At 45.3% G+C, this 19,171-nt stretch carries 9 protein-coding genes; all 9 read left to right on the top strand.

The genetic code is table 11. The features are described from left to right. The first annotated feature begins 53 nt into the window (after window positions 1-53). Complete coding sequence (locus ACKTS9_RS04850; protein WP_407879296.1) at window positions 54-3,674, top strand: hypothetical protein; 3,621 nt, start codon at window positions 54-56, stop codon at window positions 3,672-3,674. After that, window positions 3,665-8,959 (top strand): DEAD/DEAH box helicase, encoded by a 5,295-nt coding sequence (locus ACKTS9_RS04845; RefSeq protein ID WP_407879294.1) that lies wholly within the window; start codon window positions 3,665-3,667, stop codon window positions 8,957-8,959. Before ACKTS9_RS04850 ends, ACKTS9_RS04845 begins: the two co-directional genes overlap by 10 nt. Beyond that, entirely contained in the window at window positions 8,959-10,791 is a 1,833-nt protein-coding gene (locus ACKTS9_RS04840) for a nuclease-related domain-containing DEAD/DEAH box helicase (protein WP_349214670.1), read from the top strand. The genes ACKTS9_RS04845 and ACKTS9_RS04840 overlap by 1 nt, the downstream gene beginning before the upstream one ends. A 264-nt stretch (window positions 10,792-11,055) precedes the next feature. Beyond that, window positions 11,056-11,658, top strand: a complete 603-nt coding sequence (locus ACKTS9_RS04835; RefSeq protein ID WP_407879291.1) for a leucine-rich repeat domain-containing protein — start codon at window positions 11,056-11,058, stop codon at window positions 11,656-11,658. Between the two features lie 135 nt (window positions 11,659-11,793). Beyond that, window positions 11,794-13,551 (top strand): leucine-rich repeat domain-containing protein, encoded by a 1,758-nt coding sequence (locus ACKTS9_RS04830; protein ID WP_407879289.1) that lies wholly within the window; start codon window positions 11,794-11,796, stop codon window positions 13,549-13,551. A gap of 275 nt (window positions 13,552-13,826) precedes the next feature. Continuing rightward, complete coding sequence (locus ACKTS9_RS04825; RefSeq protein WP_407879287.1) at window positions 13,827-14,105, top strand: hypothetical protein; 279 nt, start codon at window positions 13,827-13,829, stop codon at window positions 14,103-14,105. Between the two features lie 113 nt (window positions 14,106-14,218). Further along, entirely contained in the window at window positions 14,219-17,017 is a 2,799-nt protein-coding gene (locus ACKTS9_RS04820) for a leucine-rich repeat protein (RefSeq protein ID WP_407879285.1), read from the top strand. A gap of 90 nt (window positions 17,018-17,107) precedes the next feature. Further along, entirely contained in the window at window positions 17,108-18,208 is a 1,101-nt protein-coding gene (locus tag ACKTS9_RS04815; RefSeq protein WP_407879283.1) for a hypothetical protein, read from the top strand. A gap of 413 nt (window positions 18,209-18,621) precedes the next feature. Next, window positions 18,622-19,170: an AbrB/MazE/SpoVT family DNA-binding domain-containing protein gene (locus ACKTS9_RS04810; protein WP_407879281.1), complete on the top strand. Its 549-nt coding sequence runs from the start codon at window positions 18,622-18,624 to the stop codon at window positions 19,168-19,170. The last annotated feature ends 1 nt before the right edge of the window (window position 19,171 follow it).

Genomic DNA, 19,171 nt, shown 5'->3' with positions numbered 1-19,171 from the left:
TCTTTTATTGCACGAATTATTTTGCATGTAAAAATTATAAGGGTTGATATGATATGGCGAAAATAATTTATGACAATATGAACATTTCCGTGTTGGAATCTCACATCAGTAATCTGTTGCAAGGACTTGAATATTGGGGGGATTTAAATCTTTCTAACCACGAATACGAAACGCTGAAACGTCGACTGAGTGATGCAATCCAAAACAGCACTTCTCGATCCGATTTGGATGTGTTGTGGCAATATCCTGTTTGTACGGTGACAGTTGCTGTTTTTTTAATGCGATATGAGTTTGACGCTAATTTTTGGGGTGCTTTCGAAGATGCATTAAATATTACTCTCTACCCGCAAACACAAGGCGTAGTTGGAGATCTCTTTTTGCAGACCATTCGTCGATATCACTTTCAGTCGGCACCGCAGTCGGATAAACGGAAATATGTTGCTACTTTGCAATTTCAACTTGCTGCCCCACCGGATTCTACGATATCAGATCTTTTTTTCGTCATGCAAAATGACGCAAGCCGTTTTTTCGATCCGTACATGTTGCTGGAATCTTTGACTACTTGGCGTGCTTACCTGATACGAAAGCCGCTTCTTTCTTTCCTGGAACGCTTTCCTGACACGCGTGCATTGGATCTTATCACGCAAGTCCATGAAACCATGCAAGCCGTAGACAGTGGTGCGAATCCGGAAGATTCGTTGGCTGAGCTGTATATTGAATGGATCAGTCAGGAAAAGCGCGCGCGGAGCAATCAAAAATCCGGTGAAAAGGATTGGCAGCCTCATTTGATTTACGAGCCTGATGGACGCGGACTATGCATGGTTCTGCCAGCGGTTTCAATGAAGGAAAACTGGATCGAGGAAGTGCGTTGGGAAATTACAAACAACACTGGGGAAAATTGGAAATGTCTGAATAGGGTTTTTGCATCAAGAGGCACTCGTTATACGGCAGAGTGCAGTGTTGCAGTGCGGCCTTCTGAAAATTATACTGTGGAGCTGTTTCATGTCGAGGCAGAAGAGGAATGTCTCGTTTCGAAGACCGTTTCCGGTCTTAATCGGACGGCAGTCCTTCTCTTCGATACGAATGGACTGCCATTAATGCGCAGCAACTGGTTGCCAGAACATGGTGTAATCTTATTGGCCGGTCCGGAAGCGCATTGGCAGGATCGTGGTGGATTTTACAAGGAACAGCTTTATGCACCTATGCTTGGTGAGTTCACGGCTTGGCGGTTGACACCGATGTCAGGTCGTGCCAATTTGACTTGTGTCAGGGCAGGGACAACCGTTCCTGCAATTTTACAGATTCGTTCCCACGCTAAATTGAATTATGACGGTGAAACATTGTTTGGGCTTCCGCTTTCATTTTGGACGATCCCGGTCTTTATTGAGTTTCCTTGCATATCAATCCTCACAGAGGATGAACAGGATCGTGAGGACTTGACTCTGGTCTTAGCGGGGCAGAAGTATGTTCTTTCAGAGAAAGATGAGACAATCGCGCTGGCGAATTTTCTTTCTGCGGCGCCGGAATATGGAAAATATTCTTTGCGTCTGTATCAAGGACATCAACTGATTCAGTTCTCAGAGTTCTTTTATTTGCCGGAAATAGAAAGTGATTATTCACCAGATTATCCTTGGAATCGTATGAGTCCGCAGACGCAACGCTTTTTGCATTTTACATTACCGGAAAACATATCACTTGAATTCTCCAATGCCACTTGTACGGAGACGCCCAAAGGCATGTTTGCGACGTTTTCACCAGAATGCGCTAAACTGGATGGGTTCTTGCGCTTTCAACAGGCTGAACGCTCTTTCTCTATTCGTGTCGAGCTCCCTGTTCTTCCATGCAGTTGGAGAATACTGGACAGCACTGCCCCAGATGAAACGATTCCTTCTTCCATTCCGATGTCTGATTTTGTGAAGAAGAACTTTTTGCTCAGAGTCCAGCTGTACGGAAGCTGTGTGAAAGATTTTTATCATATTATTCTTCGCAGCGTCAATGGAATTGAACAACAAATTCCCCTTTGGTTTCACAATCGGAATACGGCTAGCCTTTTGCTGAACGCTTTTGCAGATACAATTTCGCATATCCCACTGCCGGCAGTGTTACTGTTGTGCAATGAGTCTCACCCCAATGATCCGGTTTCGCTATTGTTTATTACCGAAACTCCGGAATTTCTGAGCCGCCCAGTTGTCGGTAAAAACCGTAAGAACTTATATTTTGCACCAAATCAGATACTGCCTGAAACACTTGAACTGACAGCCTATGGGAAGAATGGCCCTACAATCCGTTTGGACTGTAGCTCGGCTGAACTGATCACCGCAAAAGGCCAAAGTAGATTGACTATAGGATGCTCTCAGCAGCTGATGGATGGTGTTTATATTGTAACTTCTTCCAGTCAACAGGAAATAGATTTTCTATGGAAAGGTACAGTTCCTTTGACGGTCCGAAAAAACATATTTACTGTGCCAAGCTGTGTCAAAGTCAGGCCGGAAAATATTCAAACCCCGAAGAGCTATATTCAGCAGGCGGTTTATGATATTTTGCGTTATTCATCGAGCCCAAAAGCCAATTTTGCCGATAGTTGCAGTATGCAGGTGAATCCAGCATCTGGCTGGAGAAACATTGCACTGGACGAGACGGACCTAATTGAATTAATGGCGATAGCGGAGTTTACTCTGTTGCCGCAGATTTCTCACCGTATGAAGCGGCAAATCTGCATTCTAATGCAACGAATTTCTGAGACATTCTTGAATGGACGGGCACGATGGGAACTGCTTTGCCACTTGGTACAGATACATTGCAGTCAGGAAGTTTTTGACATGTGCCGAAGCCAGTATAGTCTGATTCTTTTTGAAAGTTTTGGAAATCAGGAGTTTTGTTTGGAAATTGCTCGTAACTTGAAACGCTACAACAGCGAGCTGGCTTTACTTGTTTTGGAGCAAAGAGAATTATCTATTCGGGCTGTATTGCAGGATAATTTGAAAGTTTTGGGTCAGGAAGCTGTCTTTTCGATGCTGGGAGTGCCTGCGAATGTTGACGTTGCGAGAGCACAGGAAATGCGGAAAGAATTTCTGCTAGAACGGCCCGGCAATGGGGTTGAGATTGTATTGAGCAAGAAACTTTCCGGGGATATGAAGTTGGTCAGTGAAACCATTCAAATCGACGGATCTCATGTCAGTTTGAATTACCAGCCTGAAAAAGTGGTCGATGCCTTGTTCTTTGACCAGAACCGATATGTGGATTTATATGCGAACTGGGCAATAAATACAGAGTATCATACCGGTACAGGGGATTATTCTCGGCAGAAAATGATCATATGTGCGGTCAAGGATGGACAGAGAATTTTGACAGAAGGTTTGCAGGGCCTGTGTTATGGCGATGATAGCTGGTTGGTGAGGCCGTATGCGCGAGCATTGTCTGCGCGCCAAGCAGAGGGATGTATGCAGGCGCCTCCAACAGTTTCATCCTATCCCAGATTTTTCTATCTGATGGGTATCGCTGCTTTGCTGTTCCGTCTCAACGGCTCATCTCAAATGCCGATTTCCCTTGCACAGGCGGCTGAGCTGTTTCTCGCGCGTGCAGGGCAAGTGGCGCCGCGAATGCTCCAAAGAGATTTAGTCATGGCATCTACTTATGTATATCTGAAGAAAAAGGAGCGGTCCTTATGGCAATGAATCCGAGAGAGACCACGGAGAAAATCCGCACAGATTATGAAAATTATCTGTGCTCTATTCTTACGGTTCGAGACGCTGAGATTACCAGAAAAGCACATGCCAGTGTGCATACAGACCGTTTCGTCAAGGGACCGTACTTGGAAACCACATTACCATTTGTCAACGGGAAAAGCTTGAAAGAACTGGTCGATGAAGGGCTGTTGTCACAGGAATTTGCCCATGTCGGCGGAGCACTTCATTATGATGATTGGAAATTGCGTTGCCATCAGGAAATCGCGTTGCGCAAGTGCGTACAGGAAGGACGTAATATCATTGTTTCTACTGGTACAGGATCCGGAAAAACAGAATGCTATCTGTATCCAATCCTTGATTCGCTTTTGAAAGAAAAGGAAAAGGGGACTCTTGGACCAGGAGTTCGTGCGTTGTTGCTGTTTCCCATGAATGCACTGGCAAATGATCAACAAAAAAAACTTCACAAATTGTTGCATGATTACCCAGATATTACGTTTGGACGCTATACCGGAGAAACACCGCACAAAGGTGAGAAGGAAACAAGCGCAGAAGCAGAAGCCCGGCTTCATAGTCAATATAACAACGAACATCTTCACGACGCAGACCCATTATTGCGCACTTCGATTCCAAATGAAGTGATGTGTCGTGAGACCATGATTGAGAATCCGCCGCACATTCTATTGACGAACTATGCCATGTTGGAGTATCTGTTATTGCAGCCAGATACTGCGCCTTTTTTTGATACGGAATTTGCTTTCAGATGGCAGTTCCTGGTATTAGACGAGGCTCATACATATAAGGGAGCAACAGGAACAGAAATCGCATTTCTGCTGCGACGATTGAAGGAACGAATCCGAGGATACATGCACAATAATTTTCGGTGTATTGCCACCAGTGCCACATTAGGCAGCAGCGATGCCCAAGAAGGACTGGCTCAGTTCGCGTCCAAACTGTTCGGTGAGCCGTTTTTTGCAGAAGATGTGGTGACTTCGAAACGCATTCATCCGGAAGCACCTGAAGATGCAAAACTGTATCGTCCGGAGTTCTATCATGAACTCAATGAAGAAACGCGCAGCCTTACAGAAAGTGAACGCAACTCCCGGTTATATGAGGTTTTAATACGTGATCGACGGCTGTATCGTTTGTACGCTGCACTGGAAGGAATCCCGCAAAGACTGGAAGATGTTGCTAATGTGATTTTCCCTGACGCGGGTAATAAAAAAGAGGCTGAGGCTGCTTTAATTGACATGGTGGAAATGGCGGCTGCCGCAAAGCCGACCCCGGAGAATGCAGCGTTGTTGCCTGCTCGTTATCACCTGTTTCTCAAAGCTTTGGAAGGCCTTTTTGTGCAGTTGTACCCTAATAAGCAGGTTTTCCTGGATCGTCATGAACAGTCTTCCGGGCAGGATGGACAACGATACCCGGTCTTTGAACTGGCCAACTGCCAGAATTGTGGTCAAGAATATCTGGTAGGACGTCAGAAGGATTCGCCGACTGGCGGCAAAGTTTTAGCGCACTCAAGCGACATGGAGCAGCCGGAATTCTATCTGATCAATCAGGACTTCGGAGAAGAGGAAGTTTTATTTGATAGTGACGATGAAACAGATGTGGCAGCACATTACAAGAACAAAAAAAACAAGATGGAGAAATATCATCTCTGTCTTGCATGCGGCAGTATCACTCCGTTTTCCAATGCCCGCTCTGGCGATTGTTGCACATCGGCTGATCCAATGAAAATTGTCACTGTAGTTCGAATCCCGTTCACGGGACGTGGTCAGGATGTGAACTGCTGCCCTTGCTGCGGTACTACGCGACATGGATTGATCAGGCGCTTTTTGACCGCGAACCAGCCAGCGACTTTTACCATTGCAAAAAGCTTATATGATGCAATTCCGCCGCGACCTCTGGAGCGTACGACGCCTACAATTCAGAACTCGGCAGACGCTTTATTTGCCAGCTGGGCAGCAATGTTTGATACGGAATCTGTTCCGGAAGAAACGCAGGATGAAACCGGACGAAAACTATTGATTTTTTCGGATAACCGACAGGAGGCTGCTTTTTTTGCCGGCTATTTTGAAAAAAAATATCGCCAAATCATGTGGCGGCGTCTGATTTTGAACGCTGTGCGCCGTGCTGGGGATCGAGGGATTGCCATCGACTCACTGATTCAGGAGGTGGAGCAAGAAGCACGTCGATGCAGTCTTTACCAGGCGGAAGCCGCTTCTGACGCCTACCAGCAGAGAAAGATTGCGGGCTCTTACGTCATGAGTGAGTTTATAGATATGGATGTAAGTACAGGGTTAGAAGGTTTGGGTTATCTGATGTTTTCTCCAAACGCGCCGGACGCTCAACCACAATCTTTGATACCCGGGCTGACCGGGCTGGAATCCTGGAATTTGCTGCGCTACCTGATGGATACGCTTCGTCAAAAAGGGGCGTGCAGTTTTCCTGACAAGGTATCTCCAGTGGATGATTTTTTTGCTCCACGCAACCGAATCTATTCGTTCCGTTCAGAGGGCTCCCAGTCTTCTTCCGCTGAAGTGGTTTTGGCATTTTGTCCTGCAGAGGGGCGTATCAACAAACGTGCTGCATTTTTGCAAAAACTGCTGCAAAAACTTGGACGTTCAGAAGTCGAGGCACAACAACAAACTACGCAATTTCTGTCCGATATCGCGGGTAAATTTGTTCCGCACATTACAAAGTTGTTTTCTGGAGTTTCAGATCGCCGTTTGGGATATCGCTATCAGTTGGATTACCATGCATGGAAAGTTACCTATCTTAAAGAAGAGGATCTTGTTTATCGATGCCAGAAATGCGGTAAAATTACTAGCTACAATATTCGCGGATGCTGCCCGGAAATGAAGTGTTCCGGTACGCTGGAGAAAATTACTGCCGGGCAGGCGCGTACGAACGTTTATTACCGCCACCTTCTGGAAAAAGGAAAAATTATTCCAATGGAGGCGAGAGAACATACAGCTCAGCTTTCAGCACAAACTGCTGCCCAATACCAGCGGGAGTTTGAAGAAGGAAAAATCAATGTACTGAGTTGTTCTACTACTTTTGAGATGGGTGTTGACGTTGGCGAACTGGAAGCCACATTCCTGCGTAATATCCCGCCTGAAACGGCCAACTATATTCAGCGCGCCGGACGCGCTGGACGCCGCACATCTTCAGCAGCTTTTTCTGTTACCTTTGCCAGGCGCGTGAGCCATGATATGACATTTTTTCAAACGCCAGAAAAAATTATCGCGGGCAATATCCGCGTGCCATCACTGGAGATTTCCAATGAAAAAATTGCTGAGAGACATCTGAATTCCATTGTTATTTCATGGTTTTTTAAAAAGCAGCGCCAATATTTTGACGGAAATGTGCGCGCAATTATTGCAGTCGGTGACGCCGATACGCCAAATATGGCCCAGGCCTTGCATGATCTTTTGCAAACGCATCCGAGGGATCTTCTGGAAGAAATTCACAGGGCTCTTTCTCCGGAAATTTGTGAGCAGCTGGGAGTAGATCACTGGAAGTTTATCGAGCAACTCACGGGAGCGGCCGGTTCACTGACAAAGGCTGTGCAGGAACGCGCTGGAGATATCCAAAGCTTGCAAAAATTTCAAATGCAGTTGGACACCAGTAAAAAAGCTGACCAGAGTCAGTATAACAATGCAGGCCGCTTAATTCGAACTCTGGAGAGGGAGCGTGCAATTAATTTTTTGTCGAGTCACGGAGTTCTGCCTAAGTACGGATTCCCGGTAGATTCTGTCAATCTGAATATTTTGTATCAGGATACAAAAATTGCTGGAAGTATCGATTTGACGCGCGATTTGAAAATTGCCATCAGTGAGTTTGCGCCGCCTGCATCTGTTGTTGCAAATGGAAGGGTGTGGACTAGCTATGCGATCAACACAGTTCCAAATCAAAGTTGGCCCACTTATGTGTATTATACTTGTCCTGAGTGCAAGCGGATTTTTCCGCCTGTCCGTGGAATGGTCAATGCGACATTCCGTGTGGAAGATGCAGAAGCTTGTGATTGCCCGTCCTGTGGAGTACGCATGAAGGCGCGTAAGTTTATTATTCCTCAATTTGGATTTTCTACCAAAATTGATGACCAGCCCCGGTTAGTCGGTGATTCCCGTCCGAAAACCTACTATGCCACACAGACACAATTCTGGGGTTTAGAAGGTCGAACCGAACGCCAACTCGCTGAAGCACAGGAGAGAGATATTTTACTTGCCGGCAAGAAAATCTCTCTGGTGTATTCTCCCGGTGGTCAGTTATTTGTGTTGAATCAAGGAAACAAGAATCGGGGTTTCTGCACATGTCCAGATTGCGGCTATACTATCGATCCGCAGGATCTGCGAAAAGGACCGCACAGAACCAAATTTAATCGTTCCTGCAGCACGCAGTTGGAGCATGTTTCTCTTGGACATCGTTTTTCTACCGATATTCTGAAAATTGCTTTACCGCTTCATTATGTTCGTAAGAGTGAGTACCAGGATAAGGATCAAGCTGCGTCTGTCTTATATGCGATTTTGGAAGGTGCCAGTGCCGCGCTGGACATCAGCCGTGAAGACATTAGCGGTTGTGTTAATTATACCACTGACGGCACACAAGAGTTGATTCTCTTTGACGATACCCCAGGTGGCGCCGGCTTTTCCAAGCTGATCTTTGAAAAATTTGAGCAGGTGATACATGAGGCAATTAATCAGGTTAGTGGCGCTTGTGGATGTTCGCCGGAGACATCTTGCTATGGCTGTCTGCGCAACTATGGCAATCAGATGGTACATGAGTTCCTTTCTCGAGGATTAGCATTGGACTACCTCAAATGGCTTGCAACGACGCTCCCTCAGCGTATGCCCGAAGATGCAGCAACCTTGCCGGAAGTTCATCAGAAGCAGGCAGCAGATATTTTGGGGCGAAAAAAATCCGGTTACTGTATTGGTGTTGCAGATGTGCGTGAGGATTGTGTGGCAGCACTGCGAGAATGTCTGGAAGGCTGCAAGATTTCTGTTTGTCGGCAAGCATATGAAACACTTCTCACGCTGTGTGAAGGAAAGCATTTGCAAACTACGTTGCTTGATAACAAGATTCCTTTGCCAGAGGGTAATGTATGGCCGGCTATTTTTTGGCCGGATAGTCAAGTAGCGCTATTTGAGACGGATGCCCAAAGTATCACTCAGTGTGAAATACTCTCTGAATATGATTGGCATTGTTTTGTGTTGAATGAACAATTTAAAGCAGAAACCGTCATAAAACTAATCCAGGAGGAGTCCTAATGGCTCATATGATTCCAGCACAGCCCAAAGACTTTGAACCTGCAAGCCATGAGGGCGTCGTGTTTGAAGCACTTTCTCGTTTGCCGGATACATTTTATGTGTTTCACTCTCTTACTACAGTATCACTTGGCCGCAACCGTCCCTATACTTTACACGAGAGTGACTTCGTTGTTATCAGCCCTCAGCATGGCATTTTAACTATTGAGGCCAAAGCAGGAAACAATATTACTTATCAGAACGGTAACTGGTATTATTCCAATGGGATTGTCATGCCACATCACGGCCCCTATCACCAGGCTCGTGTTGCTATGCACAACTTGATGAATTGTATTGACCAAGCTGCTCCGACTATTAAACGAAAATGCAAATTCCTTTCTGCAGTATGGTTCATGGACCTCCCATTAGATGTGCTGCATACAATCAGCTTACCGCCCGAAGCGCCGCTTTCCTTAACCCTGACACAGGATGACCTGCAAGATCCGACCGCCAAGATCTTGTCTATCTTTTCCACACCAGTATATGGATTTTGTCCGGAGGGACCGCTTACAAAGCAGGAATTTAACCATTTGATGGATCATGTTTTGTGCCCAGTATTCCGCTTGATTGCGACACCGGATTCCCAAAACAAGGCAATGGAGCTACATTTCAATGCGCTGCTTCGGGAACAGTACCGTTTGTTGGATTTCCTGGAGGAACAGCCTGTAGCTGTGATTAATGGAGCGGCTGGCACGGGGAAAACCATGCTGGCAGTAGAAAAAGCCCGCCGACATAGTGTGGCGGGAGATACGGTTCTCTTCTTATGTTACAATCGGCTTTTGTGTGATATGCTCAACAACCAATACAAAAACCATCCCCAGGCAGAATATCGAAAACAGTTTGAACGCGTTTCTTTTATGACATTGAGTAAGCTGGCCTATGAATTGGTTGGGGATTTTCAAGACATATCAGGCCTTGCTGATTGTCTGGCAGATTGTGCGGATTACCCGGGGAAATTACCTTACATGCACATTATTGTGGATGAGGGACAGGATTTCGGTATGGTGGACGAAAATCGAAGACTTTTCACGGATGGAGAGATCAACTGTTCTGTAATCGATTTTCTGCGGGAAGCAGCCTTGGCTAATGGGGGAACCTTTTATTTGTTTTACGATAAACACCAGATGATTCAAGGAGGTTCTCAGGCAAAATATCCTTTGCCAGAGTGTATTGAGGATAGTGATTGCCGCTTGACTTTGCATATCAACTGCCGTAATACCAGAGAAATTGCGGCTACTTCGGTTACGCCGCTGCGAGATAAAAAGAATCGCAAGGTTCCAGTGAAAACCGCCGGTTACTGGGGGGAACCAATTCCACCGACTCTACATGTGCTGTCCAATCAGGAGCAGCAGCGCCCAGCATTACACCGTACCTTAGATACTCTAATTGCGCAAAGAATTGAGAATATAACCATCCTGACGGTACAGACATTTGATTATACGGCTCTGAAGGGGTTTCTGGAGGAAGACCCAAACAATGCCTCACTACGTTTTTACTCTTATCGTGGCCGTAAATATCCTGTTACCACATGCATTCGCTTTAAAGGGATGGAGTCGGACGCCATCATTCTTATGGATTTGCGTGAAGACTCATTTGAAGGAAGAAGTGGATTAGCGTTTTACGTCGGAGCTTCCCGTGCTAAATATCGCTTAGATTTATTACTTACATTGCCGGAGGAAAAGTATTATTCTTTGGCGCAAAAACTGGATCCCAATGTTCCGACTCGAAGCCGTACGCCGGAACGAATCCGTCGGCAGTTGGGAAATCTTTTTTCGGCCACAGTAGTTACAGATTAAAAATCTTACAGGTTTTTCAGTACGAAATTGGCGATATTAGCAATTCAGGAAAAGCACATCCAGCGCAAAAAAACTTCAAGACGAAAAGTTACATCTACTGCAGAGTCTAGGGATACGTCTGGTTGTTGTTTTATGAATGAAAAATTGTCTCGATTATGGTACAGTCGTTTTGGTATAATTTGCTTATAAGCAAGATGCGAAGTGCGTAGTAACGTGGTTGAAGATGCAGACAAATTTATATCGTTAGAAGGGGCGAATACAACTATGAATGAAGCAGAAGAACGGTATCTGATTTTTCATTTGGAGGAAAAGGCACTTTTCGACGGAACTTTTTTCTACTGGTTGAATGAAAACGGCGAGGCAACTATCTATGGAGCGAAAGAGTGGCCGGAGGTACTGGTTATTCCCGCCGAGATTGACGGGCATCCGGTAGTTGAAATTGGCGCCTGCGCCTTTGATACCGATGTGGTAATGGATCGAGTGGGACTTGCTTGGGGTGAGCCTGTTCCTGCAGAACAGTTCGCCGCAAAGTGGACGGATATTTTGATCCAGGAGGAGGCACGCCATCGCATCAAGGAAGTGCAGCTTCCGGATACGATTCGGAAAATCGGCGCCTGTGCATTTTATTACAACAACTCCCTTGCAAAAATCAACTTCCCGCGCAGTCTGAGGGAAATCGGAAGCTGCGCCTTTGCCAATGCGGACTTCAATAAGGTGCTGCTTCCGAGAGAGTGCGAAATCTATCATGAAGAAGGAGATGAGGTCTGGCAGGAGCAAGGCGCGTTCGAGGGATGTGGTGGATACGATGACGGGTGGATCCCGCCGGATCCGGAATATGGCATCGAGATTACATATTATGATGACTGAAAGGAAGTGCGGATATGCCTAAGACAGAAGAGGGGTTGTCCTACCTGTATGAAAAAGGTGTTTTGACATTCCGGAGTTGTCCGGTTCCGGTTCGCTCTCTGAATGTCGCACGGATTGATGCGGGAGGACCGATTCATGAGATTCGGGTCGCGTTCGATGCATATGGTGCGCCGGGTAGCCGATTCTACGCAATCCAAGAGATCATACTTCCGGACACGCTGCGAGTGTTTCCGAAATTCGAGGCCGCATTTACGAAAATCAGTCAGCTGCAGCTACCGGCATCTTGTAAAAAAATTTCCTGAGAAAGCGTTTCAGGGGTGGAAAAAACTGAAGGAAATCTCCATTCCGGAAGGCGTCTCGAAACTTCCTGATGGCATTTTTTCAGGATGCAGCAATTTACAGTGCGTGCATCTGCCGGATTCTGTTACGTCTTTAGGAAAGGAGGCTTTCCGGAATTGCAGTAAGCTTTCCGGTAAGTTGGTTTTGCCCAAAAAACTGACTGCGATCGGGGATCAGGCGTTTTCCGGTTGCAAAAATATCGAAGAGGTCGTATTCCCGGATACCCTCACCTCGATCGGAACGAAGGCGTTTAAAGGATGCGCTAAACTGATGCAAGCCGACTTGCCTGCAGGGATTCAGATACAGAAGGACAGTTTCCCGGAGGAGTCGAGGTTGCTGGTTGGCGGTGCGGAGTATGTGCCCAAACCGGAAAGGGTAGAGGCAAAATTATCGCCCATTTATCTGTATGATGTTGATGTGAATCGGATAAGAAGCGATCTGCAGGACGGACAATGTGTCGAGATCCATGCGATGATTCACCACTTTGTAACACGCCTGGAGGTTTTGACGCCGGAGGGAAATCATATAGGGTTTCTTGCGGACTCTTCTGTTAAAACGGTAACCCGGCTGAAACGGATTCAGCCTGGACAGGCTTTTGATGCAAGCGTTTCAAAGCAGGATAGCGGAGATATAGCCATTGTCTTTCTTGATAATGCGCCGTTCCGTCCGACGTCTTTCCCGGAACGGACACATTGTCTTGACTGGAGTCGTCCCGAGGTCGACAGCAGCCGGTTGCCACTGGAAAATGTGCAATTTCAATTCCGGTTGAAGGCGGAACCTTATAGGCTCTTAAGCGAACGGGACAGCTTGATTCAACGCGATGAGTACGCGAGAGCTTTTTCCGAGGAGGCAGCGCAGCTGATCTATCGCGAGGAATCTATGTCTAAATATTTGTACGCGCGCAGCGAAGAAGAAATCAGCAGGTTTTGGACGCAGTATATCAGCATGACGTTGCTGGAGCATATTCCTCTCGGAACAGAGTTTGAGGCGAAAATCGATTCAGTTCGCATTCAGGTCAGTGATGATTCCTGGGGTGCAATGCATGCCGGCGGGATGGCCGACTATGCGTATTCGGTTCCTGCAATCGTGTTTTTCTGGAGAGGTATTCGCGTTGCTTATGCACCTTTGATTGGACGCTCTGATAGCGATTGGAACAGAGCTCTTCTGGTTTTTTGGAAATGGAGCCGGCACACCGAATGGAAATCGAAAGCCTGGCTGGTACAGGTTACAGACGCCCCGGAATGTGTGTTTCAGGTAGCATTTTTCCCTGGAACGGAGAAAATTACAGGAAGTATTGATTTGAGCGAAGCGATAGAGTATGAAGGGGGAGGACAAAGCGAAGCCTTACCTCTGGAAACGCTCTTTTGCTATTTTGCAAAGGCTGAAAGAATCCGACTTTGTGCGGACGAAGCAGGACGCGACGGGATCATGATACAGCAAGGAGAATCGTTCTATCAGTTTCCGGTCGGAATGTATGAATTGTGCGAACTTTCACGGGACGAGCTGCCCGAGTGCGGATGGCATACGATGGATGAGCTCGAGGAATTGGCCTGATCTGGAGAGAAATCGTGAAAAGTGCAATGCCAATGATAGAAAATGGTCGCGAGTTTGCTTCGGCTTACATCGAATTTGAAAACCCAGTGATGAGTAATTTAATCCGGAGCTTTTCCCGCAATCACTGGTGCTAATATCAATAGTACGCTCGCATCCGATTCGCTGACGGTAAATGAAGGCGACTTTTATTATCGCGGTCAGAGTATCATTGACAGTGAGCATTTTCACGATTTCTTTTTGACGCTGCAAATGGATGAAAACGAAGAACACACAGAGTGGAATCTTCCAATCGGCCCTCAGAAACCGGAGCTTTTGCACCGCTGTTTGCAAGGATCATTGAGAATGACTTTTCTGCCCGCACAAAGCCCTCGGTTGGAAAGCTGATTTGGGAAGGCGAAGAAATTGACAAACATTTTGTTTCCTTTACCTGGACGCATACAAATGAGGAAAATATAGAGAACGATGATAGAGAACCTTCTTTTGAACAAGTGGTGACGAAATTCGTTTGTGTAGACGATAAAATTAAAGAGACCCGAAAAAAGAAACAAATGTGATTACAAATGCTTTTGGCGGCATTTAAACGCAGTTATCTGTATTCTGCAACCCCAATTTAGGCGTCTGATAAGCGAACAGAAAACGAGTCTAAAAACGTGGAGGCGGTTAGAAAATGAGTTTCTGGGACCGGATATTTCACAAAAAACAAAAGGACACTTGTGTAACGACAATAGCACCAGATGCAGCGGTTAAAACGGAAACACCGGATGCGAACTATGAAGAACTTTCGACGAAAAAGCCAGCGCCATCTTCGAAATTATCTTCTCAATATGATCTTGTCTTGACAAACGATATTGTGAATATGCTGGAAGAACAGAAGCTCTCATTTTCTGAACGGTATCCGACTGTCCGGTCCGTTTATATTCAGGCCGATACAGAATTGCCGATGTGTGGATATAATGAAGGCTTTTTTAAGAATCATCCTCAACTCGAAAGTGTAGTTTTCGATCCGAAGTGGAGCGCATCGGACGCCATGTGGGATGAATCCGTTCAAACGAGAAGAGCGTTTCAGGATTGTGCGAAGTTGAAAAAGGTGGTCCTTCCGGATGCGATACGTGTTTTGGGAAACCAAATGTTTAAAAATTGCACTGCTTTGAGTGAGATTACTTTGCCGGAGATGCTTGAAGGAATCGAATGGAGTGCGTTCGAAAACTGTACCGCTTTAGAAGAAGTGTCTCTGTTGACAAATATCCGGCAAGTTGGCAGAGATGCATTTAAAGATTGCACGAAGCTGCGAAGGGTAACGATTCTACCAGATAATCTGGAAGCGTTGAACTTTAATGCGTTCAGCGGCTGTGATGCTTTGGAAATATTTGAAGTGCCGGATCAAAAGCAATTAAAATATCTTTACGGAATTCCGCCGAAGCGGTTTCAGACAGAATCTTCTCCCGGCTTTTATACGTTTGGAAATGTTCTGGCTCAATACACCGGAGAAGCTCCAGTCGTTGAAATTCCATCGGATATCGAATATATTGGTGCAGAGTGCTTTCGTGACAATAAAAAGGTTTGCAGTGTCAAAATGTCGGAAAAGGTGCGCGTAATCGGGACGAATGCTTTTCGTGCGTGTAAAAAACTGAAGCAGTGCGAAATGCCAGGCGTAGAGTATATCGGTTATGCGGCATTTGCAACGAGCGGGATTGAATCCGCCGTTTTACCTCAACTGAAAGCAATACCGCAGGATTTATTTGAGAATTGCAGGCGTCTGGAAAAAGTGGTGTTTCCGGATTCATGTTCGCACAGCTTGTCTGATTCCGGACGCATCTTTACGAATTGCGAAAATTTAATGGAAGTGCATGGGATATTACCTTTCAGGACAATCAGCAAGGCTGCTTTTCAAAATTGTCAAAAGCTGAAATCGATTGTGCTGGCGGAAGGAACAGAGATCATTGGAAATGCTGCTTTCCAGAATTGTTCTGCACTTTACAGCGTAGAGCTGCCGCAAACATTGCATGTTATCGAGCCCAATGCCTTTTTGAATACCGCGTTAAAAGAAGTTCGATTGCCGGATAATATGGAGAAAATTTCCTTGAAGGCGACCGAGAATGTGATTTTCATCGTCACAAAAGGTTCGATTACGCACCAATACTGTGTGAAGAAGAAGCTTCCATTTGTTCTTTCCGATGAAAGAGCCAAAGCGGTTGAAAAAAACGAAGGCGATGAGCGCAAGAAGTGTGTGTGTGAAGCTCCCAACGATTTTTCCGAACAAGAAGCAATTGAATATGCGCCTTCCGCTTCAGAAAAGGTTGGGTTGGCAACGCTTACTTATTCCGTCGTGGGAACAGACTATTCACCGGAAAGGACAAGCGCCTGCGAATCTTTAAAAATAGGAGATTCCGTCGTCCTTGAGCGCGAACCGGATAATGACTATGATCCATTTGCAATTATGGTGAAGTCAAAAGAAAACAAGCAATGCGGATATCTGCCTGCAGAGTTAGCAAAATGGTTATCAGTTGTTTTAGATGCAAAAGAGATACAGATATCGCATGCAAGTGTAAAAGAAATCCTTTTGAAAGGGCAAAACGGCAATCGCAGAAAACATACTTTCCTGCAAATTGATATTCAGATTCGCTGGAATGCCGAGAAATATCTTCTCAAGATGAACAATAACGAAAGCGAAATTTTCCTGTTCAGAAAGGCGGGAGAAGAAATACTTCCGGCAGAACTATATCGCGAGAATGATGACATCTGGGATGAGTATAAAACATACTGCCAGATAGTAGGAGAGATTGAGCTTCCGGATGACATCGATTATGAAGCGGACGACGAAGAAGCTGATGAGGTCTTCGCAACTGTGGAGAATTCCGCCAATGGAATTCAATTCATTAAAGGTGCAAACGAGCGATTGGAACATGCAAATGTAGGGGATAGACTCACTTTTGAAAGATGTTTTACGAACGCCCGCAATCAAAGTGCTATTTATGTTGTGAATGCTGAAGGTGAACCTGTCGGATATGTTGCTTATGACGAACCGCTCGCTTATCTTCTTGACAACGATTTTATCACGCTTGCCAGCGGAAATATCACTCGATTGGTGAAGCTGTCAGAACGTAAAAAAGAAAACCCGCGAAATCGTACGGCATATCTTGATTTCACAATTAACTTGAAGTCCAATAATCCGAAAAGGGCAGTAGAAGAAATGGAGAGGTGGTTAGTGAAGTATAATGCTGACCTCAGAATGAGGTTTAGTACACCGTCCGAACCACAATATTGGCAGCTTGAATCCGTCATCAGTGATGAGACAGTCAAAGCGATTGAATGGATTTCAACTTCCGAAGAGTTTGATGAGAATTTAATTCCGCTCCAATTCAAACAAAAAAGGCAATGGAAGAGATCTCAGGAGGATGAGATGATCGTGCTACCTGATAATTTGGATGAATTACTTGCAAAGATTGGTATGGACATCGGAGAATAAGGCCGGAAAATGGATGATACATTGCCTGTTTAACCCAATATATTGCATTACATGCTGTGGAGGAATGTTGTTGAATAAGGAGGAAATGTTATGTCCGCAAAAGATTGGGACAATCAGGATGACGGGAATTTAACGGAAAAAATCAAAGAGATATTGGACGATGGCTGTACTTTACAATCGGTGATGGATTTAACAGCGGAAGTTTATACACCTGAGGATTTTGTAGATGCATTGGATGAGTTGAGTGTAGATTATTCTGAAGACCCGGAATACCAGAAGTTTCTGAAACTTTTGCCCAACTTTGCTCCGAGTGGAGGATATAATGTCTGCGCAACCCTTACTTTTGAAACCGATAATGAGGTGGTCATCAATAAGCTGTTTGGTGATTGCGAAAGGGAAGAAGAGAATGGCAAAACAAAGGTTGTTCTGAAAAAAATTGATTACAGTGCCGCTTCAGGACGCGTATTGAAAAAAGTTCCCAAAAAGTATGTCAGCCTTTGTCGCCTCTATTCTATTTTTGCCCAGAAACAAAGAAAGGGCAATACGGGAGATCTAGCAATAGAAGCCTTTTACATCGATGATTTTTGTGAATGGCTGAAAACGCAACTCAAAGTTACATTACCGAAAAAATATTTTACCTATACTTATTCTTTTTGGGATCAAAGTCGGGGAACCAATGCGGGGAATCTTTCAGGGAAAATCCGAGAAACAGCAAAATACATCTTTAAAAATATTTCTGTTCCGTCACTCAAGAAGTATGCAGAGGAAGCAATGGAAGATATTGAAGAATCTCTTTCAGATTATGATGACAGTGAAGCAGAGTATAACTATTGCATTCAGAATGGTAAGCGCAGTTATTTCCGCAGCGGATTTGGGGTAGAGACTTGCTTGGAGCGTTTGCAGGATGCTTTCTTTGGGGAGCATGGAGTCTGCTGGAAACCGCAGCCGGCAGATTTGGATATCGCGTTCAATGCAATCTATGAATACGCCGACGATATTTCAATCCAAAAACTACGGCAGGCGGGAATTGTTCCGGTGTTTGTATCTACCGGAAAGTTCGAATCTGGCAAACACTGTGCTTCGGCCGATGCTTGGTTTCATAATATGTGCAGCGGCGAAGAGTTTTCGTTATGGCTTGACGAGATCGATGATTTTGCAGCCACGCTCGAAGAAAATACACCGTCTGTATGAGATGCCGGGACAAGGAATACTGTCAATGACGATAAGGAATTTTGTACAGCGCCCGAGATGTGTGCCGACAATACGTGGTGAGAAGATAAGAACGATTTTATGGTTGGAGCAGGCATGGACTTAGCATCCTAAACCGTAGCGGAAGTTATGAAGAATTTACACTTGAGTTGGAAAAGTCTGAAAATATTTTTAAATTAAGACTATGCACAGATATAAAAGGCTGAATAGAGTAGCAAATAGCTTGAGGAAGTCAGACATGCTTTTTTTGATAAAAATTGATTGCCGGCACGTATGCAAACAAATTATAGTTTCATACTGAGTACGCACCTCTGGTATAAGAAATTTTGATTTCTTATATAATATATTGAATTATTGGTGTCCAATGATATAATATTTTCAGGGGTGGTGACAGTATGAAACTGGAAGAACGACAGGCAAAAGTTCTGGTCAATAAGGCTGGTGGGACAGCGGGCCCGGCGGGGAAAAGCTATCGTGTGGTACTGCCGCCGGTGTGGGCCAAACAGCTAGATATTTCCGAGGGAAACCGCGAAATTATTTTGCAATTTGATGGTGAGTGCATCACTATTCGCAGGGCAGGTACAAGTGAGTATGAATCCTTTCTAAATGAAGCGAGATCTAAAGAGCATGACCTGCTGATTTTCCACTATTATGACGGCGAGAATCTTTGTACAAAAATCTGTGCAGATCGGACCACCAGACGATTAGCCATTCAAAATGAGACCGATGATGTTCTTTCAACTGCGTTTGGCATCAATCAAAATCCGAATTGGGAAGATCTGATGAACTTTTTGGAATCCCGTTGCATTCCCCGGCAACGAGACGGGTTGCAATATTATTTAGCTCAGTTGGGGCTGGAACACTACGAACCACTTGAGATTATCCGCAAGACTGCAGGGCGCATGGCAGAAGATGCCTGCTGGATCAAAATTGTGGAGGGATAAG

Origin of the sequence: Owariibacterium komagatae, assembly GCF_045865535.1 — a bacterium.
Lineage (GTDB): Bacteria > Bacillota > Clostridia > Oscillospirales > Ruminococcaceae > Ruthenibacterium > Ruthenibacterium komagatae.
Note: the sequence above shows the minus strand (reverse complement) of the source record. Positions and strands in the feature narration are given on the sequence as shown.